The sequence below is a fragment of the Longispora fulva genome (genome assembly GCF_015751905.1).
Classification (GTDB): Bacteria; Actinomycetota; Actinomycetes; order Mycobacteriales; family Micromonosporaceae; genus Longispora; species Longispora fulva.
Genome location: NZ_JADOUF010000001.1, coordinates 4,728,097 through 4,748,657, shown reverse-complemented (window position 1 = coordinate 4,748,657; position 20,561 = coordinate 4,728,097). Strand labels below are relative to the sequence as shown.

Annotated in this window: 19 protein-coding genes; 8 read left to right on the top strand and 11 right to left on the bottom strand. The window is 72.9% G+C overall.

Features of this window, described 5'->3' with window-relative positions; genetic code table 11:
• Nucleotides 1-26 precede the first annotated feature (26 nt).
• Nucleotides 27-863 (top strand): PspA/IM30 family protein, encoded by an 837-nt coding sequence (locus tag IW245_RS21100; protein ID WP_197004896.1) that lies wholly within the window; start codon nt 27-29, stop codon nt 861-863.
• 363 nt (nt 864-1,226) lie between these two features.
• Nucleotides 1,227-1,988 (top strand): phage shock envelope stress response protein PspM, encoded by a 762-nt coding sequence (pspM, locus tag IW245_RS21095; RefSeq protein ID WP_197004895.1) that lies wholly within the window; start codon nt 1,227-1,229, stop codon nt 1,986-1,988.
• A gap of 59 nt (nt 1,989-2,047) precedes the next feature.
• Here pspM and IW245_RS21090 read toward each other — a convergent pair whose 3' ends face one another.
• The 7 genes from IW245_RS21090 to IW245_RS21060 all read right to left on the bottom strand — a co-directional run bounded on the left by IW245_RS21090 (nt 2,048) and on the right by IW245_RS21060 (nt 7,317).
• Nucleotides 2,048-3,658, bottom strand: a complete 1,611-nt coding sequence (locus IW245_RS21090) for a polyamine aminopropyltransferase (RefSeq protein WP_197004894.1) — start codon at nt 3,656-3,658, stop codon at nt 2,048-2,050.
• Entirely contained in the window at nt 3,655-4,557 is a 903-nt protein-coding gene (locus tag IW245_RS21085; RefSeq protein WP_197004893.1) for a hypothetical protein, read from the bottom strand. The genes IW245_RS21090 and IW245_RS21085 overlap by 4 nt, the downstream gene beginning before the upstream one ends.
• 2 nt (nt 4,558-4,559) lie before the next feature.
• Complete coding sequence (locus IW245_RS21080) at nt 4,560-4,973, bottom strand: DUF350 domain-containing protein (RefSeq protein WP_231398884.1); 414 nt, start codon at nt 4,971-4,973, stop codon at nt 4,560-4,562.
• An 11-nt stretch (nt 4,974-4,984) separates the two neighbouring features.
• Nucleotides 4,985-5,407, bottom strand: a complete 423-nt coding sequence (locus tag IW245_RS21075) for a DUF4247 domain-containing protein (protein WP_197004891.1) — start codon at nt 5,405-5,407, stop codon at nt 4,985-4,987.
• Entirely contained in the window at nt 5,404-5,886 is a 483-nt protein-coding gene (locus IW245_RS21070; protein ID WP_197004890.1) for a DUF2617 family protein, read from the bottom strand. The genes IW245_RS21075 and IW245_RS21070 overlap by 4 nt, the downstream gene beginning before the upstream one ends.
• Nucleotides 5,883-6,515 (bottom strand): DUF4178 domain-containing protein, encoded by a 633-nt coding sequence (locus tag IW245_RS21065; protein WP_233473045.1) that lies wholly within the window; start codon nt 6,513-6,515, stop codon nt 5,883-5,885. The genes IW245_RS21070 and IW245_RS21065 overlap by 4 nt, the downstream gene beginning before the upstream one ends.
• 61 nt (nt 6,516-6,576) lie before the next feature.
• Entirely contained in the window at nt 6,577-7,317 is a 741-nt protein-coding gene (locus IW245_RS21060; protein WP_197004888.1) for a CPBP family intramembrane glutamic endopeptidase, read from the bottom strand.
• A gap of 46 nt (nt 7,318-7,363) precedes the next feature.
• On the opposite strand from IW245_RS21060, the gene IW245_RS21055 reads away from it, so the two are divergent.
• A complete protein-coding gene (locus IW245_RS21055) occupies nt 7,364-8,488 on the top strand; it encodes an acyltransferase family protein (protein WP_197004887.1) in 1,125 nt (374 codons plus the stop codon).
• A 3-nt stretch (nt 8,489-8,491) separates the two neighbouring features.
• On the opposite strand, the gene IW245_RS21050 is transcribed toward IW245_RS21055, so the two are convergent.
• From IW245_RS21050 to IW245_RS21035, 4 genes are all read right to left on the bottom strand, one after another.
• The gene (locus IW245_RS21050) at nt 8,492-8,842 is read right to left on the bottom strand and encodes a VOC family protein (protein WP_197004886.1); all 351 of its coding nucleotides are present in this window, start codon (nt 8,840-8,842) and stop codon (nt 8,492-8,494) included.
• Between the two features lie 149 nt (nt 8,843-8,991).
• Complete coding sequence (locus IW245_RS42295; RefSeq protein ID WP_197004885.1) at nt 8,992-12,318, bottom strand: Lhr family ATP-dependent helicase; 3,327 nt, start codon at nt 12,316-12,318, stop codon at nt 8,992-8,994.
• Between the two features lie 40 nt (nt 12,319-12,358).
• Nucleotides 12,359-13,000: a leucine efflux protein LeuE gene (gene leuE / locus IW245_RS21040; protein WP_197004884.1), complete on the bottom strand. Its 642-nt coding sequence runs from the start codon at nt 12,998-13,000 to the stop codon at nt 12,359-12,361.
• 1 nt (nt 13,001) lies between these two features.
• Nucleotides 13,002-14,183 carry a bifunctional pyridoxamine 5'-phosphate oxidase family protein/GNAT family N-acetyltransferase gene (locus IW245_RS21035; RefSeq protein ID WP_197004883.1) on the bottom strand — a complete coding sequence of 394 codons (1,182 nt, stop codon included), beginning with the start codon at nt 14,181-14,183 and terminating at the stop codon, nt 13,002-13,004.
• 34 nt (nt 14,184-14,217) lie between these two features.
• Here IW245_RS21035 and IW245_RS21030 point away from each other — a divergent pair, with 34 nt between their 5' ends.
• The 5 genes from IW245_RS21030 to IW245_RS42290 all read left to right on the top strand — a co-directional run bounded on the left by IW245_RS21030 (nt 14,218) and on the right by IW245_RS42290 (nt 20,331).
• Nucleotides 14,218-15,543 (top strand): aminotransferase class I/II-fold pyridoxal phosphate-dependent enzyme, encoded by a 1,326-nt coding sequence (locus IW245_RS21030; protein WP_197004882.1) that lies wholly within the window; start codon nt 14,218-14,220, stop codon nt 15,541-15,543.
• Nucleotides 15,544-15,610: 67 nt separating this feature from the next.
• A complete protein-coding gene (locus tag IW245_RS21025; RefSeq protein WP_197008617.1) occupies nt 15,611-17,023 on the top strand; it encodes an MFS transporter in 1,413 nt (470 codons plus the stop codon).
• On the top strand, nt 17,020-17,220 hold the full coding sequence (locus IW245_RS21020) for a DUF3046 domain-containing protein (protein WP_197004881.1): 201 nt from the start codon (nt 17,020-17,022) through the stop codon (nt 17,218-17,220). Before IW245_RS21025 ends, IW245_RS21020 begins: the two co-directional genes overlap by 4 nt.
• A 208-nt stretch (nt 17,221-17,428) precedes the next feature.
• Nucleotides 17,429-18,469 (top strand): recombinase RecA, encoded by a 1,041-nt coding sequence (gene recA, locus IW245_RS21015; protein ID WP_197008616.1) that lies wholly within the window; start codon nt 17,429-17,431, stop codon nt 18,467-18,469.
• Nucleotides 18,470-19,647: 1,178 nt separating this feature from the next.
• Nucleotides 19,648-20,331: a regulatory protein RecX gene (locus IW245_RS42290; protein WP_372445309.1), complete on the top strand. Its 684-nt coding sequence runs from the start codon at nt 19,648-19,650 to the stop codon at nt 20,329-20,331.
• Nucleotides 20,332-20,561 lie beyond the last annotated feature (230 nt).

Genomic DNA, 20,561 nt, shown 5'->3' with positions numbered 1-20,561 from the left:
CCGATGCCGGAGAGAGGACCGCAGCGATGGCTAACCCGTTCGTCAAGGGTTGGAGATACCTCATGGCGCTGTTCGGCGCCAAGATCGACGAGTACGCCGATCCGAAGGTCCAGATCCAGCAGGCGATCGAAGACGCGCAACGCCAGCACCAGGGGCTCGTCCAGCAGGCCGCGGCGGTGATCGGCAACCAGCGTCAGCTGGAGATGAAGCTGTCCCGCACGATGTCGGAGGTCGAGAAGCTCCAGGCGTCGGCGCGGCAGGCGATCGTCCTGGCGGACAAGTCCCGGGCGGCCGGCGACGAGGCCAAGGCGACGGAGTACGAGAACGCGGCGTCGGCTTTCGCGACCCAGCTCGTCTCGCAGGAACAGTCGATGGAAGACCTCAAGGGGATGCACGACGGGGCGATCGCCGCCGCCGCGCAGGCCCGCAAGGCCGTCGAGAACAACGCGATGATGCTCCAGCAGAAGCTCGCCGAGCGCACCAAGCTGCTCAGCCAGCTCGAGCAGGCGAAGATGCAGGAGACCATCGCCCAGTCGTTGGAGTCGATGAGCTCGCTCGCCGCCCCCGGCAACACCCCGTCCCTGGACGAGGTGCGCGAGAAGATCGAGCGGCGTTACGCCAACGCCCACGGCCGCGCGGAGCTCGCCTCCACGTCGGTCGAGGGCCGGATGCTCGAGGTGCAGAAGTCCACGCTGGACATGGCCGGCCAGTCCCGGCTCGACCAGATCCGGGCCTCGATGGCCGGCGACCAGCTCGCCGCCGCGCCGGAGACCCCGGCGGTCACGGGCAACACGGCCGGCGTGACCCGCCTCGACGAGATCCGGGCCTCCATGGCCAAGGACAAGGACTCGTCGGCGGGTTAGTCCCCACAGCACGACCCGAGGCCGCTCACCAGCACAGGTGGGCGGCCTCCGTGCGTGCCCGCCCCGACCGGGCGACCACGGATCAACACCACAACCATTTTTCGGTTACGCGCCGCGTTCCCGACCCGGGTTCCAGCGGCCGACATAGCCCGACGCCGAGGCGGCTCCCCGTTCGCGGCGTCGGGCCCGCACTCGTGACGCGACAGCCTTCCCGCAGTCGCGCGGATCCGGGTCCGGGTCGGGACTCGGCTTCCGTCGGGAGGGTGGGGCGCGATTCGGGTCGGGATCGGTCTCCTGCTCCTCGGGCGGCTCGGGGCACGCGGCGATACGGGCCGGGTGGGGCGCGGCGGTAGGCTTGCGGGCATGACCGGCGACCCGCGAGCCAAGTACTTCCGTCGGCTGCGCCGGTTGCGCCGCTCCGCGCGCAGGTGGAGTGTCCTCGGGGCCATGCTGGGGGCCGCGACGGCCGTCCTGTTGCCCTATGGCGGGATCGGCCTGCCCGACGTGTTCTGGGCCGCCGCCGCCGGCGGTTCGATCGCGCTGGCGTTGTGGCGCTGGTCGGACCTGCGGGCGCTGTCCGCTCAGGAGCCACCGGCGGCGCTGCCCGGCGGCGACCCGCTGAGCAAGGTCGTCGCGATGCTGTCGCGGCACCCCACCGGCAAGGCCGCCATCGACCAGCTCCGCCGACAGCGCAGCAAGGCCCAGCTGCGGGGCACCATCGCCGCGACCGCCGCCGGGCGGCTCGACCGCGCGTCGGCGACCATGACGGGCCTGGCCGGCCGGCTGCGCGGCCCGGTGGAGTCGATCGCGGCGGAGGCGGCGTCCGCCGAGGCGCTGCTGTGGGATGTGGCTGGGCGGACCGCCGGGGTGGACAAGGCCCGGCAGTTCGCGCCGGCGGACACCCACGGGTCGCTCGACGCCGCCCGCGACTCCCTGATCGCCCAGCTGGACGAGGGCGTCACGGCCTATGAGCGGCTGGTGGCGGCGGCTGCCGAGTATGTCGCGGAGGACAGCCGGACCGGACCGCACAGCCCGACGACGAACCTGCGGCTCAACGAGGCGGTGGACCTGCTCCGGGGGCACTCCCTGGGCCTGGCCGAGGCCCGCGACCTCGGCCGCGTCTGAACCGTGGCGCGGGCGCGTGGGCGCGGCGTTGTGGATGCCTGCGTACCGGATGTCCGGGGTTAGTAGTTCTTCCACTCGCCGTTGACGATGTCCACGATGGTGGGGTGGGTCAGGGTCGACGGGGGCATGTCCAGGCGGCGCCGGTCCGCCGGGAACGTGGTCGCCGCTGCCAGGGTGGCCCCGTCGAGGTAGCGGCGCGGCGGGGCGTCCGGGGACAGGGCAGGGGTCGGGGCCTCGCCGGGGGCCGCGAGGAGGTAGCCCCAGTCGCCGAAGGAGGGCACGTCCGCGTGGTACGGGGTCGTGGCCAGGCCAGCCTCGCGGACCGACGCGTCGATGGTCCAGAAGGCGCGCGGGGCGAAGTAGGGCGAGCCGGCCTGGACGACCATCCGGCCGCCGGGGGCCAGGGCGTGCGCCACCAGGCCGTAGAACTCGACGGAGTAGAGCTTCGCGGTGGCGGGGGAGTCCGGGTCGGGCAGGTCCACGATCACGGCGTCGTAGGAGCCGGCCGTGCCGGCCCCGGCGGGCGCGGTGGAGGACGGCCCGGTCGCGGACGGCGTGGGGTGTGGGCGGGGCGGGGTGCGGGCGCCGTCGCGGAGCCACGTGAACGCGTCGGCGTTGACGACCGTGAGCCGGGGATCGGCGAAGGAGTCGTGGTTGAGTTCGCGGAGCAGCGGGTTCGTCCGGGCCAGCCGGATCATGGCCGGGTCCAGTTCGACCAGGGTCGCCGACCGGACGTCCGGGTAGCGGAGCACCTCGCGCAGCGCCAGGCCGTCGCCGCCGCCGATGATCAGCACCCGGCCGTGCGGGCCGGCGAGGACGGGGTGCACGAGGGCCTCGTGGTAGCGGTACTCGTCGACGGAGGCGAACTGCAGGTCACCGTTGAGGTAGAGCCGCACGTCGGCGGCCCCGCCCAGCGCCACGGACCGGGTGACCACGATGTCCTGGTACGGGGTGCGCTCGGCGTGCACGATCGGGTCCTTGTACAGCTGCTGGCGGGCTGTGGTCTCGAAGTCGTCGCTCACGGCGTACCCGAAGGAGAGGATCGCGAAGACCACGACACAGCCGGCGGCGAGCGCGGCGCGGGACCGACCGCTCAGCTCCGCCCGGAACAGGCCGAGCACCAGGGCCAGGCCGCACACCGCGTTGAGCGCCCCGACGACCAGTGCGCCCTGGATCAGGCCGAAGAACGGCAGCAGCAGGAACGGGAACGCCAGGCCGCCGAGCAGCGCGCCCACGTAGTCGGCGGCGAACAGGTCCGACACCGCCTCGCCGGCCTCCTGCCTGCGGATCCGCTGCAACAGCACCATGAGCAGCGGGATCTCCGCGCCGATCAGCAGGCCGAGCAGGAACGCCACCACGATCAGCGCCGGGGTGTACAGGTCCAGCCACGCGAACGCCGCGTACAGCCCGAGGACGCTCAGCCCGCCGCACAGCGCCAGGAGCAGCTCCACGGCCGCGAACGTGGCCGCCGCCCGGCGTTGCAGCGGCTTCACGGCGAACGCGCCCACGCCCATCGCGAACACCATCACGGCGAGCACGACCGAGGCCTGGCCGACGGTGTCGCCGATCAGGTAGGAGCCCAGCGCGACGAGGGCGAGTTCGTAGACGAGGCCGCAGGCGGCGACGACGAAGACAGTGGAGAGCACGAAGGCCCGGGAGAAGCGCTTCACGGCAGGTCGGGCCGTCCGGTCGGTGGGAGCTGCGGGCCGGTGGGGGGCGTTCCGGGGCCGGTGGCGGGCGGCGTGCCGGGGGGTCCCTGCCGGGTGTTCGCGGCGCGGCGCGCCATGGCCGAGGCCATCTGCTCCGCCGCCAGTCTGTCCTCCGTGCGGCGCCGTCGCCGGGCCGGCAGGAGCTGGCCGAACAGGCCGTAGCCGAACACGCCCAGCGCCCCGGCGAGCAGGGTCGCGGCGGCGACGAGCTGGCCGGAGTTCTCCCGGAGGAAGTCCGAGCCGGCGGTGGTCAGCGGCTCGGGGCTCGCCGTGTCCACCGGTCCGCCGGTGGCCGGGACGACCGGCAGGCCGTGCTGGGCCATCAGCAGCGGCATGCCGATCATGGCGGCGGCGGTCGCCTCGGCGGGGGCGTCGATCACCGCGGCGGTGGTCAGGCCGGCGTCCTCCAGCTCCTGCCGGGTGGGCAGGGTCAGCCCGGGACTGCCGGTCAGGGTGTAGGACCCGGAGTCCTCGGATTCGCTGGAGTCGGAGGTCCACACGGCGGTCACCGACAGCCGCACCCACTTCGGGCACGCGGTCGGATCGCCGGTCACCGGCTTGTCGACGCCCAGGTTGGACCCGACCTGCTTCCGGCCGCCGTTGAAGGACAGCTCGTAGCCGTAGCAGACGCCCTGGGCCGCGCGGGCCTTCGCCAGCTCCGCGACCAGGGCCGCGCTGCCCTCCGCGTCGAACTGGGCACCCTGCTCGGAGGGCGTGCTGCCCTCCGGGCCCGAACCGGGCACCAGCAGCACGACGCCGAGGAGCAGGGCCACGCCCGCGAGACCGCCGCCGCAGAGCAGCGCCCGGAGGCCGTGCCGGACGGGCTTGGCCGCCCCGCGCGCGGCCTTGTTCGCCGCCATCCCTAGGAGATCGCGGCGGCGATGATCGCGCCGGAGGTCAGGTGTGCGGCGACGGACACCCAGACCGCCGGGTGCGGCTCCGGGTCGCACAGCAGGTCGCCGAGCTTGCCCGGGGTGGCCAGGTCGAGGATGACGAAGGACACGGCCATCACGATGAGGCCGAGGAGGCCGTACACGCCGGTGTCGACGATGCCCTTGGCGAAGTCGTCGTTGCTGTTCACGATGGCCACCACGACGATCATGCCGACGCCGACCAGGCCGGAGGACAGCAGTAGGGCGGCGTTGCGGTTGCGGTCCACCCAGATCAGGTCGCGGAGCTTGCCGGGGGTGGCGATGTCCACCAGCACGTAGCCGACGGCCATCAGGGCGATGCCGACGCCGCTGTACGCGAGCGTCGCCAGGAGGTCTGTGAGCATGGGAAGTCCCTTCATTTGCCGCTGCCGGGACCGCCACCGCGGCCGGCCTCGCCCTGACCGGTGGTGAATCCCCAGTAGCCGCCGACGTGGGAGTGGTAGCGCCGGTAGGCCCGGTCGGAGTCCTCGACCCGGATCAGGCTGCCCGTGCCGTTGGGGAAGACGGCGACCACGTCGTCGGAGTACCGCAGGTAGTAGCCGCTGGCGTCGGCGAACTCCTCCGCCGGCTTCCACTTGCCCCGGATCATCGCGGCCACGGCGCTGGGGGCCTTCGTCGAACGGTAGGCCTGGGCGCTGTCCAGGTCGTCGGCGGTGGAGCGGCTGAACGACCTGGCCACGTACCCCCGGGGCGAGGCGGAGCCGCCGAACAGGGCGATCCCGCCGAGCAGGGCCCCGACGACGGCGGCGATGCCCGCGACGATGTACCACTTCCTCATCGGGTCACCTTCACCGTCGTGGACGTCACGGCCAGCTCGCCGGTCTGCGGGTAGGAGTGCCAGGTGCGCCAGCGGACGCCGTCGGCGGTGGCGGTGGCGAACAGGGCGGTCAGCGCGTCGGGCGAGCCGGGGAACATGCCGACCAGGGCGCTGCGGGTGGAGCCCAGCTTGGTGCGCAGGTGCCGCAGCCGCCACGGGTCGAGGACCCGGATCTCGGAGCGGAAGCTGTACCCGGCGTCCTCCCACTCGTCCGGCAGCGGCTCGGTCCGGTCGGGCAGGCAGGCCACGGTCTCGATCAGCCGGCCGGCCGGGGTGTCCAGGATCGCCTGGTGCGAGGCGCCGAGCAGCCGCAGCTCGAGCCGGGCGTCGGGCACCTCGAGGTACAGCGTGTCCAGGGCCGGCAGCAGCGGGCCGCCGAGGGTGAAGGACAGGGCGGCGGCGTTGGTGTCCACGTAGGGCACCGGAATCGTCGTGATCATGACCGGGGGAACACCCGCAGCTCGTGCCGGTGCAGCTTCTCGCCCCGGGCGACCTCCCACGTGCCGGACGTGCCGTACCGCTCGAAGGACAGCCGGGCGTCCCCGGCCTTGTAGTCGTGGTAGGCGAGGGTGCCGGCCGGGTCGAGCCCGGTGGTGCCGACGCCGGTGTAGCGGGCCGTGCCGGACTCGTCCGAGGCGTAGCGCCGGCCGTCGAGGTCCACCGTGGCCGGGCCGGGCGTGACGGTCGCGCCCCGCACGTCGGTCCACAGGACGACGATCAGGTCCGGGTCCTCCTCGACGGACAGCCACAGGTCACTGGTCTCGGCGTCGCCGAGCAGGTGTTCCTTCCACGACCAGGAGCCCTCGGTGATGTGCAGGGAGCCGCGCACCACGTACGCGTGGCCGCGGATCTCCACCGTGTCGCCCGGGCCGAGCCGGCGCGGGTCGCCCAGTGCGGCGTCCGCTCCGAGGTCGGCGAGGGGGTCGACGGCCGCCGCCCGGGCCAGGGTCGCGGCGTCGGCTGCCTGGTGCGCACGCGCGGCCCGACGGGCGGCCAGCACCACCACGACCACGACGATCAGTAGCGCGGCGACGACGGCGAGCAGTACTGCGATGACCAGGGAGTTCACCGGGTCTCCTGCTGAATGTGTGAGTGGTGTGGCACGACAACCTACCAGGAGGGGGCGACCGCTACGAGGGCAGCAGAATCCACGCGAGCATGTATCCGCCGGCATTCGTCGCGGTATGGAACAGGAACGGGGCGAGTAAACCCCGGCCCGCGTGTCGCCAAGCGGACAGGAACACGCCGGCGCCCATCGCGGCGAGCATCGCCACCAGCGGGGCGATCACGGTGCCGGACGAGCCGAGCAGGGCGTGCACGGCCTGGTTGTGCTGGGCCAGGTGCAGGGCGGGGAAGAAGTGCCACAGCCCGAACAGCGCGCTCGCGCCGAGCACCGGTTGCCAGCGCCAGGTCTGGCCGTCGGCGCCCATCAGGGCCGGCAGGACCCCTCGGAAGGCCAGCTCCTCGATCAGCACCGTGCCGAACGGGACCCGGACCAGCATCGCCCAGGCCAGACCGCCGACGCCCAGGCCGGCGGCCCGGTTGTCGTGGAAGGCCGCGCGGGTGGCGGGGAGGGCGAGGCCGATCGCGTAGACCGCGACGACGGCGAGGACGCCGATGGTCGCGACGATCACGGTGCGCCTTTTGACGGTGATGCCGAGCCGGGCCGGAGTCAGGCCTACAGCGAGCGCGCCGCCGAGCAGGACCAGGGCCATGGCAGTGTTCCACAGCGGGTACGCCCACGAGGGCAGGGTCATGCTGACCATGACGGCGGTGCCGGCGAGCAGCGCGACACTTCCCGCGAGCGCGGCCTGCAGCCGGGGGCGGGACGGGGATGTGAGGGGCGCCTCTACACGTACAAGAAGGTCCATACTGAGGGGCACACTACCCCGCCGGCCAGGCGAAAGTGAGGTATCAGTGGCGACTGACACCCCCGTGGAACGCAACCGTTACGTCGATTTCCTCCGGGGCTTCAGCCTGATCGTCGTCGTTGTCTGGCATTGGGCGTTCACGATCATCCGGTGGCGGGTGGACGGGCCGCACGCGACGAGCCCGCTGCGCTTCACCACCGGCCTGTGGATCTTCACCTGGCTGCTCCAGGTGATGCCCCTTTTCTTTTACATCGGGGGGTACGTCCACCTGAAGTCCTGGCTCCGCGCCCGGACCAGGGGCGAGGGTCTGGGGGGCTTTGTCTGGAAGCGCGTGAAACAGCTGGCGATCCCGGCCCTGGCGCTGCTGGTCACCTGGGTGGCCCTCGGCTGGGCCCTGGAGGGCGCGTACGGCCTCAAATGGATCATGCAGGCCGTCAAGCTGGTGGTCAGCCCGCTGTGGTTCCTCGCCGTCTACCTGATGCTGATCGTGCTGCTGCCCGTCGCGCTGTGGCTGCACCGCCGGTTCGGGGTGCTGGTCCTGGTCTGGCTCGGCGGCCTGGCGATGTGCATGGACATCCTGCGCTTCCGGTACCACTTCGAGTGGGCCGGCTGGGCCAACCTGGTCATCGTGTGGGGCCTGGCCCACCAGGCGGGATTCTTCTACCGCCAGGTGGTCGACGCCCCGCGCAGGATCGACTGGTCGCTGCTGTGGATCGGGCTGTTCGGCCTGGTCGGCATGGTGTTCTCCGGCCTCTACCCCGGCTCGATGGTCGGGGTTCCCGGCGACAAGTGGTCGAACATGGCCCCGCCGACCTTCGTCATCGTCGCGTTGCTGCTCTTCCAGGTCGGGGTGGTCGAGGTCGCCCGCCCGACGATGGAGGTCCTGCTCGAACGGCGACGCTGGACCTGGTTCACCGAGGTGATGAGCCGCTTCGCCCTGCCGCTGTTCCTGTTCCACACCACCGGCATGGCGATCTCGCGGTTCATCGGCTGGATCTTCGGCCAGGAACTCGACGACCGGGTGCCGCCCGACGCGCTGTGGTGGGCGGCCCGGCCGCTGGCGATCCTCGGCCCGCTGGTGTGCACGCTGCCGGTGATCCTGGTGTTCGGCCGCCGGTGGGTGCGGCGGCCGGCCCCGACGACGGAGCCGGCCCCGGCGGAGACCCTCTAGGACCTACTCGGCGCACAGGCAGAACGGGTGGCCGGCCGGGTCCGCGTAGACCCGCCAGCCCCGGTCCTTCGGCGCGTCCAGCGGGCGCGCGCCCAGCCCGAGCGCCTTCGCCTCGCCGGCGTCGAGGTCCGCGACCGTGAGGTCGAGGTGCGACTGCTGGGGCGAGGACGGGTCCGGCCAGCTCGGGGCCCGGAAGTCGGCGACCTGCTGGAAGCAGAGTTCGACGCCGCCGTCGCTGACCGTGACCCAGTCGTCCCTGGTGGCGGTGACCTTCCAGTCCAGCAGTTCCGCGTAGAACCCGGCGAGGGCCGCGGGGTCGGGACAGTCCAGCACGACCGAACCGAGCTTGATCATCGTATTCCTCCGACACCAGTGTTGAGCGATTACCGGTTACACCATAGTCGGCGAGGCGTCAGCGTGAAACCCTGACACCAAAAACCTCATTTGATTACGAACACTGACTAACCCGGCATCAGCAGCAGTCGGCGCACTCGGCCCCGGCGTCAGCCACCCGTCACGGGCCCAGATCCCAGGAGACGGTTCGCGGTCGCCAGCATCGACGCGTCCGCCGTGAAGCGCAGGACCTCACGGTCCACGTGCAGGACGAGCCGCCCGCCGACGAGCACGACGACCGCCCCCGCCCGCCGCTCCGGTCCCGTCGGATGCGGATGGTCCGGCCAGGGCAGCAGCACGCCGAACGGATTCGCCGGGTCGCACGCCGCGAGCACGACCGCCGACCCGGCCGGCGCGGACCGCAGCGGGACGAGCGCCCCCGGCAGTGCGTACTGCACCGGGCCGGGACCGGCCGGGGCCTCTGGACCGGCCGTGACCTCCGGACCGGCGGAGGTGTGGGGCCTGGCCGCGACGCCCGGGCTCACCCCGAGGCAGGTGACGTGGTGGCCGGGCCGCGCGGTCGGGTGCGCGTCCAGCAGAGCCTGTTCTGAGATCGACGCGGGAGCCAGGACCCCGTAACGGTGCAGCAGCAGGTCGGCCTGTGCCGCGGCCAGCCGGCCGGGGTCGGTCTCGCGGACCGGCCGGTACCACCGCCCCGGTGCGACCGTCCGGCCCCCGCGGCGAACCGGGGCGAGGGTGTCGTTGCTGACGTGCCCGGCCCAGGTCAGGTCCAGGAGCGCGCGCTGGACGGCCGAGGCGAGGCTGTCGGGTCGGGGTGTCGCGGGGAGGTCGTCGGGTTCGGGCGTCGTGACCCGTGCCGCGACCGCCGTCACGAGGGCCGGCAGGAACAGTGCCCGGTCGGCCAGGGCGGCCAGGATCGCCCCGTGCACGGCACCGGGCGGCACCGGGCCGGCCGGGGGCAGGAGAAGCGGGGCGTCCTCCGGCAGGTACAGGGCCACGCGGCCGTCGCCGTGGCCGGCCCACACCAGCTCCCCGGCGAGGCACAGCTCGTCGAGCAGGGCCGGGGTGTAGCCGTCGACGCGGGCGGGGAGCACCCGGCTCTCCAGGTCGGCGACGGGCAGCACGCATCCCTGGAGTCGGCGTACCGCCTCGAGTAGGCCGTCGGTGCCGACCGCGCCGGACCCGACGCCCTGCCAGCCGGGCAGGAACGCCGCGAGTGCCCGCCCGGAAACGGCCCGGCCCGCCGGATCGCGCGGCCCCACCACTCGTCGGTCGCGGCCGGACCCGGGTTGGGTGTCGGGACCCGAACGGGAAGTGAGGCAGGGGACGCCGGGGAGTGTCGTCGTGTCCAGGAGGCGGGCCCGGCCGGCGGTCAGGTCGGCCATCAGGGTGGTGAGGGCTGGCACGTCGAGGAGGGCGAGGCACTCGTCGGTGGCCTCCTGGGTGATCGGGAAGCCCGGGTCGTCGCGGACGGCGGCCCACAGTTCCGCCGCGCGGTGCCGGAGGTGCCCAGCGGGCCGGGGCCGCCCGGGGTCGGGGTCCGGCAGGAGCAGAGCGCGGGCCGCGCACTCGCGGAACCGGTCGGCGAACAGCGCCGACGTGCCGATCGCGTCCGACACGACGGAGGCGATCTCGTCGGGGCGGAACAGGAACAGGTCCCCGGTGGGCCGGGCGTCGACCATGTCGGGCAGGTCGAGTACGACGGTGGTGTCCGTGGCCGTCACCGGGGTGTCCAGGGCGTGGCGGGCCCGGAGACGCGCGGTCAGGGCCAGCGCCCAGGCCGCGTTGACCCGACCGCCCAGGACACTGTGGAGAGTCAGGTGCCAGCCGTCGTCGTCGCGGTGCCGTTCGAGGACGACGGTCCGGTCGTCGGGGACGGGGCCCGCCGCGCGACGTTCGGCCATGTGCGCGGCGAGAACCTCGGTTGCCTGCGAGGTCAGCCCGGACACGGACCGGGCGTTGGTGAAGGTTCTGGTGTAGGCGCCGACCGCTCTGCCGAGTGCCGTGCAACGGGCCTGGGCGGGCTCCGACCACGTCGGAGGGTGGGCGGGGTGGCCGGGTGCGGGGGTGACGAGTACCCGTCTCGGGGTGGTTTCCTCGATTCTCCAGGGGGCCGAGCCCAGCAGGAGGACGTCGCCGGGGGTGGCGGTCGGGTTCTCGTCGAGTTCGCCGATCCGGGTGTCGCCGTGCAGGACGGGGACCGTCGTCCGGTCGCGGCCCGCCCGCACCGCGAGTCGGTGTGCGCCGTGCCGGGCGGTGAGGGTGTCGGCGTCCCTGTCCCAGGTGAGGCGGGCCGGCACGGCCGGGTGCTGGCCGGCGAGGAGGTCCAGGACCGCGTGCAGTGTTCCTGCCGGGAGGCCGGCGAACGGGGCGGCGCGGCGGATCAGGGCCCCGAGGTCCGGGACGGTCCAGTCGTCCATGGCCACCATGGCGGTGACCTGCTGGGCGAGGACGTCGAGGTGGCCCGGTGCTGGCTCGCCGGTCGTCGTGCCGGATCCGAGAAGGTCCACGAGGGCCGTGGCCGCCAGGAGGTCGGCCGGGTCGCGGGGGAGGAGGACGGCCCGGGAACCCAGGCCGAGCCGGTGTGCGGCCCCCTCGACCGTCGGTGGGGTCCCCACCTGCACGACGAGGTCGACCGAGCCGGGGGCGAGGCCGAGTTCCGGGGTGCCGGTGGCGACGAGGATCGCGAGCCGGCCGGCGCGGAGGTCCGCGACGGCCCGGGCGCGCGGCCCGCGGGCCATCGCGCCGTGGTGGGCCCGGGCGGGGTCCCCGGTGGGCAGGGCGCCCACGAGCCTGGGGTCGTTGAGCATGGCGTTCTCGAGCCTGGCGTCCTCGTTGAGGCGGGCTGCCAGGCGTTCGGCCTCCTCGCGGGTCGCGACGAACACGACGGTGGCCATCGAGGCCTCGACGGTGTTCGGGTGGGCGGCCCCGGCCCTGTGGTGGGGTGCCGCGCACGTCGCCGGCGGCCCGGGTCGGGTGAGGTCGCGGATCCGGCCGGCGATGTCGATGACCGGTGCCTCGACCGTCACCTCGGGCCGGTGCCCCGGCGGTGACGCCGGAAGGCCGATCCGGCGGACCGGGGCCGGGAGCAGGACGTCGAGGCGTTCCAGGGACAGGGCCAGATGCGCACCGCGTTTCGTCGCGGACACCGCCCCGGGCGCGGCCCCGGACACCGGACCGGGCGCGGTCCCCGGCCCTGCCAGGACCACGGTCCGCACCGTCGTCAGCCCGACCCGCGCCCGCGACGTGAGCAGCAGGTACAGCGACTCGGGCGTCGTGGCCAGGACGTCGGGCGGCCTGCGGGCGAACACGCGCCGCTCGGCGGTCGGGGTGTCGCCGTCGCGGACCCCGACGGTGTACCCGGCCGCGCCCAGCGGCGCGATCGCCGCGGCCAGGTCGGGCAGGGTGCTGACGTACAGCACCTGACAGCCCTGCCCGGGCCGGGCGAGCACCTCGAGGAGACCGCTGCCCGTCACGCGTCTATTCTGCGGGGCGCGCCGGCCGGAACCCCCGCGGCTACAGCGAAGCCGTGGCGAGTTTCGCGCTGAAGCCCAGGAACAACACCCCAGCCCCGGTGGCGAGCACCGCCGACAACCGCCGCCGACGCCGGAACTGCGCCGCCAGCAGCACGCCCCCGAAGATCAGCGTGCTCAGGTACGCCAGGCTGAACACCTGCACGATCGCGCCGAGCACCGCGAAGGACAGCGCCGGGTGCGCGTAGCCCGGGTCGACGAACTGGATGAAGAAGGACACGAAGAACAGGATCGCCTTCGGGTTCAGCAGGCTGACGGTGAGCGCCCGGCGGAACGGTCGGGGCGTCTCCTCAACGACCTCCGCGACGGGTTCGGAGGCCGGCGCGCGCCAGGACCGCACCGCGCCCCACGCCATCTTCAGCCCCATGAAGGCGAGGTAGGCCGCTCCGGCGTACTTCACCGCCAGGAACGCCGGCGGGTATGCCCGCAGCAGCGACGCCACCCCGGCCGCCGACAGCACCATGAGCACGGTGTCGCCGACGAAGACGCCGGCCGCGCCCCGGTACCCGGCGCGCACGCCGTGCCGGGCCGCCGTGGCCAGGACGTAGAGCGAGTTGGGGCCGGGGAGCAGCACGATCAGGAAAGCGCCGAGGACGTACGTCCACAGGTCGGTCACACCGAACATGTCAGCCCTCCAAGCGGGTCCGCGCCTCGGGCCACTCGTCGGCCGTCATGCCGTACCAGTATGTGTCGCGCAGCGTGCCGTCCGGCCGGACCCGATGGTGACGGATGACACCTTCGAGCTTCGCGCCGAGGCGTTCGATGGCCTGTTGGGACCGGTTGTTCCGGTTGTCCGTGTGCCAGGTGACCTTGAGCGCGCCGAGGTCGTCGAAGGCGCGCCGCAGCATCAGCAGCTTGGATTCGGTGTTGAAGCCGCGCCGCCACCAGGGCTTGCCCAGCCAGGTGTACCCGATCGCGACGCTCCGGTTGCGCGGGTCGACCTGGTAGTAGGACGTGGTGCCGATGGCGCGGCCGGTGGCGGTGTCGATCTGGGCCCACGCGACTCGTTCCTGGTCGGCGACGGCCCCGGCGATGAGGTCGGCCATCTCCTCGACGGTGCGCGGCTGGGTGGCGTACAGCCACGGCCACACCTCGGGGTCGGCCCCGGCCTCGAAGAGGTCCTGCGCGTGCCCGACGTGCAGGGCTTCCAGGCGAAGTCGCTCACCGGTCATCGTGGCGGCGTGGTGCCAGGGCGTGGCCGCGAGGTACGCGGGCGGTTCCTCGCCGGTCTCCGACACCGGGGCGAGCCGGGTGGTGACGATGGGGACGACGCCGGACCAGTACGGCAGGTCGGCGTCCTCGGGCTCGTTCACCGGGCCGCCGGCGCGGACCTTGACCGTTGCCTCGGCCAGGTCGAGGGCGATCAGGGTGGTCTGGGCCAGCTCCTTCGGGTTCGGCGGCCGGGAGTCGGCGGCCCGGCCGGGGGCGACCTTCTCCATGAACGCGGCGAACGCGACGTCCCGCTCGACCGGGTCGGTGACGACCTCCGCGACGCCGTGCACGACGACGGACCGGTAGTTGGCTGAGTGGTTGAACTGGTTCTTGGCCAGCACGAGCCCGTCGACGATGGTCACCGACAGGCACAGCCGCAGCTCCCGGTCCCGGGCCTCCAGCCCGAACCGGCCGCCGGTCGAGCCGTGCACGTAGACCCGCTCGCCGACCCGGACGTGGAACATGGGCAGCACTCGGGGCTCGCCGTCGACGACGAGGGCGAGGTGGGCGACGTCCGCCTCGTCGAGGGTGCGGTGCAGGACGGCGCGGTCGTCGGTGAACCTGATCGACTTGCGCAGGGGGAGGGTCCGACTCATGGCACGACCTTTGTTCTAGTACAATCCTTTAACTGTGCCAGTACATTATCAGTTCAGCGGGGACAGTGCCGTCTCCATCGCGGCCAGCGTCGAGGCCGGCATCCGCACGGGTGCCCTGCCGGTGGGCGCGCCACTGCCACCGATCCGGGGGCTCGCGGCCGAGCTCGGGGTGAGCCCGGCGACGGTTTCCTCGGCGTACGCGGCGCTCCGGCAGCGCGGGGTCGTGGAGACCGCCGGGCGGAACGGGACCAGGGTCCGGGACCGGCCGGCGGTGGGCGGGCGGGCCGGGCAGGTGCTCCCGGTACCCGAGAATGTGGTCGATCTTTCCTCCGGGGCCCCGAACCTGGACCTGCTGCCCCGGCTCGGCCCGGTCCTGGCCAGAATCGCGCCGGCCCCGGTCAGCTACCGCGACGCCGGCGTGCTGCCCGAGCTGGCGGCCGCCGCCAGCGACCGGCTGGCCCTCGACGGGATCGCCGCCGAGGAGATCGTGGTGACCAGCGGCGCGCTCGACGCGATCGAACGCCTGCTCGTCGCCCACCTCAGCCCTGGCGACGCCGTCGGCGTGGAGGACCCGGGTTGGGCCAACCTGCTCGACCTCGCCGCCGCGATGGGCCTGCGGATCGTGCCGGTGCCGGTCGACGAGGCCGGGCCGACCCTCGACGGGCTGGCCGCGGCGCTCGCCGCCGGAGTGCGCGCGCTTGTGGTCACCTCCCGCGCGCACAACCCAACCGGCGCGGCCCTGACCCCGGAACGCTCGGCGGCGCTGCGGGTGCTGCTCGCCGCGCACGCCGACGTGCTGGTCATCGAGGACGACCACTGTGGCGACCTGGACGACGTGCCGCTGCACGCCCTCGCCGGGGTCACCCCGGCCTGGGCGTACATCCGCTCCGTGTCCAAGGCCTACGGCCCCGACCTGCGGCTCGCCGTCGTCGCCGGGGACGCCGCGACCCTCGGCCGGGTGTCCGGCCGGCTCCGGCTCGGCGCGGGCTGGGTGTCCACGGTCCTGCAGCACGCGGTCCTGGAGCTGTGGGGCTCCGGTCCGGCCGCCGTGGCGGTGCGCGAGGCCAGCGCCGTCTACCGCGCGCGCCGCGCCCAGCTCCTGACCGCCCTGTCCCACCGCGGCCTCGACGGGTACGGCCGCAGCGGCATCAACGTCTGGCTGCCCGTCCCCGACGAGACGACAGCGGTCGCGCGCCTGCGGGACGCCGGCTGGGCGGTGGCGGCCGGGGCCGCGTACCGGCAGCTGAGCCCGCCGGCGGTCCGGATCACGATCAGTGGCCTCGCCGACGCGCAGGTCGCCCCACTGGCTGACGCCATCTTGACGGCCGTCACGCCCACGTCAGGGAGGCGCAGTGTCTGATCCTGGCCGTGCGAGGATCGCAGACGTGAACACCGCTCGGGTCCAGCGCCGCACCCTCCGCCTACTCATGATCACGAACGTGATCGGGGGCGTGGGGGTCGCCATCGGCATCGCCGTGGGCGCCCTGCTCACCGCGCGGCTCACCGGCGGCCCCGGCCTGTCCGGCCTCGCCCAGAGCGGGGCCGTCGTCGGCGGCGCGCTGCTGGCCATCCCGATGACCCGGCTGATGAACCGCGCCGGCCGCCGCCCGGGGCTTCTGCTGGGCTACTCCGTCGGCACCCTCGGAGCCCTCCTCGTCGTCGCCGCGGCAGTACTGGAGTCCGGACCGCTGGCGTTCCTCGGCATGTTCTGCTTCGGCGGGAGCACGGCGGCCAACCTGCAGGCCCGGTACGCCGCCGTCGACCTCGCCGACCCGGCCCGGCGGGGCTGGCAGCTGTCCATCGTGGTCTGGGCCACGACGATCGGGTCGGTGGCGGGGCCGAACCTGTCCCGCCCGGCGGACGCGCTGCTCCGCAGGTACTGGGTGGACCTGCCGGAACTGGCGGGGCCGTTCGTGTTCAGCGCGATGGCGTTCCTGCTGGCCGGGGTGTTGATCTGGGCATTGCTGCGGCCGGATCCGCTGCTGGTGGCGCGGGAGTTGGCGGCGCCGGCGCTGGCCGGGGTGGGCTCTGCGCCGGGCTCGGGCGGGTCCGGCGTGGCTCCGGCTGTCTTCGGTGGTGCGCCGCCCGGGCCGCGCGCCGCCCCGGCCTCCGGCGGTTCCGCCCCGGCTGATGGCGAGGAGGCTCCGGGCCTCGGCGCGGCCTCCTCCGGAACCGCCCTGGCCGACGACTTCGCCCCGGTGGCCGACCGGGCACCCGCCGTCGAGCGCCGGTTCGGAATGCGGGCGGCGTTCCGTCTGGTCACAGCCATCCCCGCCGCCCGCCTCGGCCTCGCGGCCACCGCCGTCGGCCACCTCGTCATGGTCGGCGTGATGTCCATGACCCCCATCTACATCGGCCAGACCCCCGGCATCGACCACGGCGACGTCCTGAGCATCGTCGGCATCGTGCTCAGCCTGCACATCGCCGGGATGTACGCCCTGAGTCCCCTCGTCGGCCTCGCCACCGACCGGTTCGGCCGCCGCCCCGTCATCCTCACCGGCCTCGGCCTGCTCCTGGCAGCGTGCGCGATCGCCGGCACGGCCGACCACGGCACCCCCCAGCTCGCCGCCGGCCTGTTCACCCTGGGCCTGGGCTGGTCGTGCACGATGATCGGCGGCTCGACGCTGCTCGTGGAGTCCGTCCCCGTCGCCCGCCGCCCTGCGGCCCAGGGCCTGTCGGACCTCGTGATGGGCCTGTCCGGCGCCGGTGCCGGTGCGCTCGGCGGCGTGGTGGTCCAGATCGCCGGCTACCCGGTACTGGCGGTGCTGGCCGCCGCGTGCGCCGTGCCGGTACTCGCCCTGGCGTTGCGGGTCCGCCCCGCTGTTAGGGTCGGTGCGTGAGACAGACCGACTTCTGGCAGCGGCTGGAGCAGGTGTTCGGCGCGACGTACGCCGAGAGCGTCGCCGCCGACCAGAACATCACCCAGCTCGACGGGCTGACCATCCGCGAGGCGCTGGCCAGGGGCGTGGCCACGGTCACCGTCTGGCGGGCCGTGTGCGCGGCGTATCCGGACCGGGTACCGGCGAAACTTCGCTGATCTTGTGCCACTTTTCTGGGGCTTTTGTTAGCTTTTGCAGGGGTTGGCGGAAGCAATCTCCGTGTCGCGACTTGAATAGAACACGTGTTCGGCTAATGTGCTTACTCGTGGCAGGCGGGTCGGGGGAAGAAATGTCAGACCCGCCGCCTACGGTGTCAGCGTGAACAAGCGAGCGACCGCGAAGACGGCGACTACAGGGGTGACGGCGATGGCAGCAGGTCCGGACCGTGAGAAGGCGCTCGATCTGGCCCTCGCGCAGATCGACAAGCAGTTCGGCAAGGGCTCGGTGATGCGACTGGGCGACAGGACGGCGCAGCCCATCGCGGTGATCCCGACCGGTTCCATCGCCCTGGACATCGCCCTGGGCATCGGCGGCATCCCGCGCGGTCGCGTGGTGGAGATCTACGGTCCGGAGTCCTCCGGTAAGACCACCCTCACCCTGCACCTGATCGCCAACGCGCAGGCCAACGGCGGCATCGCGGCGTTCATCGACGCGGAGCACGCCCTCGACCCGGAGTACGCGAAGGCGCTCGGCGTCGACACCGACGCCCTGCTCGTCTCGCAGCCCGACACCGGTGAGCAGGCGCTCGAGATCACCGACATGCTGATCCGCTCCGGCGCGATCGATCTGATCGTCATCGACTCCGTCGCGGCCCTCGTGCCCCGCGCCGAGATCGAGGGCGAGATGGGCGACAGCCACGTCGGCCTCCAGGCCCGCCTGATGAGCCAGGCCCTCCGGAAGATCACCGGCGCCCTGAGCAACTCCGGCACCACGGCCATCTTCATCAACCAGCTCCGCGAGAAGATCGGCGTCATGTTCGGCTCGCCGGAGACCACGACCGGTGGTAAGGCGCTGAAGTTCTACGCCTCCGTCCGCCTCGACATCCGCCGGATCGAGAGCCTCAAGGACGGCACCGACGTCGTCGGCAACCGGACCAGGGTCAAGGTCGTCAAGAACAAGGTGGCCTCACCCTTCAAGCAGGCCGAGTTCGACATCATGTACGGCAAGGGGATCAGCCGCGAAGGCTCCCTCATCGACGTCGGTGTCGAGCAGAGCATCATCCGCAAGTCCGGCGCGTGGTACACGTACGACGGCGACCAGCTCGGCCAGGGCAAGGAGAACGCGCGGAACTTCCTCCGCGAGAACCCGGACGTGGCCGCCGAGATCGAGAAGAAGATCAAGGAGAAGCTGGGCGTCGGGGCGGTCCTCGACGCCGACGCCGTCACGGCCCCGCCGGTCGACTTCTGACCGTGTCCCGGCCCGACGATCCTCCCGCGTCCAGCTCGCGGCCCGCGCGGCGTCCGGGATCTGAGTCGTTCTCCGACGGTGACGGGCGCGTCCTCGATGAGGGTGCGCCCGCGCCGTCCGACTCCGCTGCTCGCGGCACCCCCGCACCGCCTCCGGTGGGTGCGGGCTGGTGGGAGCGCGATGTGGTCGACGACGGTCCGGATCCGTGGCCGGGCCTCCAGGTTTCCGTGCCGGCCGGTCACGCGCGACCGGAGTCTCCTTGGCTGGCTGGCGATGAGGGTCGTTCCGACCGGGCCGGTGGGGAGGGTTCCCCTGCCCGCGTTCCTGGCCGTGCTGGTGGCGAGGGTGCTCCGGGGGCTGTCCCTGAAGGTGCTGGTGGAGCGGGTTTCGTAAGCCCTGTTTCTGACGGTGGTGCTGGCGGGGAAGGTTCCGCGAGGCTTGTTCCTGGCGGTGCCGGTGAGGCGAGTTCCGAAAGTCTCTCCACCGGACGACCGGTCCCACCGCTCGATGGCCTCCGACTCATGCGCGCCGCGGACCTGCCGTCCCCCGCCACCGAGGCGCCCCCCGGCCCCGACGGCATCAGCCGGGGGACCGGTCGGGTCCTGCCCTGGTCCGACCAGCCTCTGGAGGACGACGGCCGCGCCTCCCGACGCCGTTCGACCCGCGCAGCCAGAGCCTCGGCCCCACCGCCGGGGCGCGACACCGCACAGGTCGCCCCCGCCGAGGGCCCGGCCGATCCTGACGATCCGTCCGCCCGGATCGGGCGACCGTTCGGGGACGGTGCCCGGTCCTCGTTCGGCGACCGACGGGGCGGCCTGTCCCGGGGCGGTGGGTTGGGTGCCAAGAAGCGGGCGAAGGGACAGACCGGGGGAGCGGTCGACAGCCCCCGGGTGACCTCGTCCGGTCCGTGGCAGACATTCGGCAGCCGCGCTGACGCGTCCGATCCCGACGACGTTCCTGGGCATCCGGACGCGGACAGTGGAGCGGGCCCGGCATCGGCGGCCTCCGATTGGCACCCCGCCTACCACGGCCACCAGGAGTCGCCGTCGTTCGACTCGGCCGACGCCTCAACGCGGCCCCGCATCGGACGTCCAGCCCACGACCCCGGCGATCCGCGAGCCCGTGAAGCCCGGGCCGGCGACCCCCGAACCGGCGACCCCCGAACCAGAGAGCCCAGGATCTGGGGATCCAGCACGAGGGAACCCGAGGAGCCCAAGCCCAGGAAACCCAGAGAGCCCAAGCCCAGGGAGTCCCGCCCCCGCGACCCCCGCCCCCGCAAAACCCCCGAGGAACGCGCCCAAGCCGCCCTCGACCGCGCCGAAGCCGCCCGCCTGGAGATCGCCAAGAACCCGGAACAGGCCGCCCGCGCCATCTGCCTGCGGCTGCTCAACGACCGCCCCCGGACCCGTTCGGAACTGGCGGCGGCCCTCGCCAAGCGCGGTGTCCCCGACGACGCCGCGGCAGCGGTGCTCGACCGGTACGACGAGGTCGGCCTCATCGATGACGCCGCCTTCGCGAGGGAGTGGGTGAGTACCCGTCATCGCGGGCGTGGCCTGGCCCGGCGGGCGTTGGGGCAGGAGCTTCGCCGCAAGGGAGTCGATTCGGACACCATCGGCGAGGCGTTGGAGGAGTTGGACCCGGAGACGGAGGAGGCGACGGCGCGGGAGTTCGTGGCCCGCAGGTTGCGGTCGGTCACCGGGTCGTCGGAGGCGGTGCTGCGCAAGGTGGTGGGCGCGCTGGCCCGGAAAGGCTATCCGCCGGGGTTGGCGTTCCGGGTGGTCAAGGAGGCCCTTGAGCAGGCTGGACAGGAAGCGGACTTTGACCCGGACGCGATGGAGGACAGCCATCTCGGGGACATCTGACCTCTTGGGGCTGAACACAACATGGATGTGGCCCACTCCGGCGTTCAAAACGGGTCCGATCATGGTTTCTTGACCGGAGTAGCCATTTCGACCTAGCCTCGGCAGTAACAACGAGAAGAACGTCCGAGTACTGCGGGTTATCCGCGCCATAGAGAACGCCCCACACACCCACAAGTCCAGGGTCGCCCCACCGCGAACCTCAAGCCTTGGCGTGGCACGATCAGCGTGCG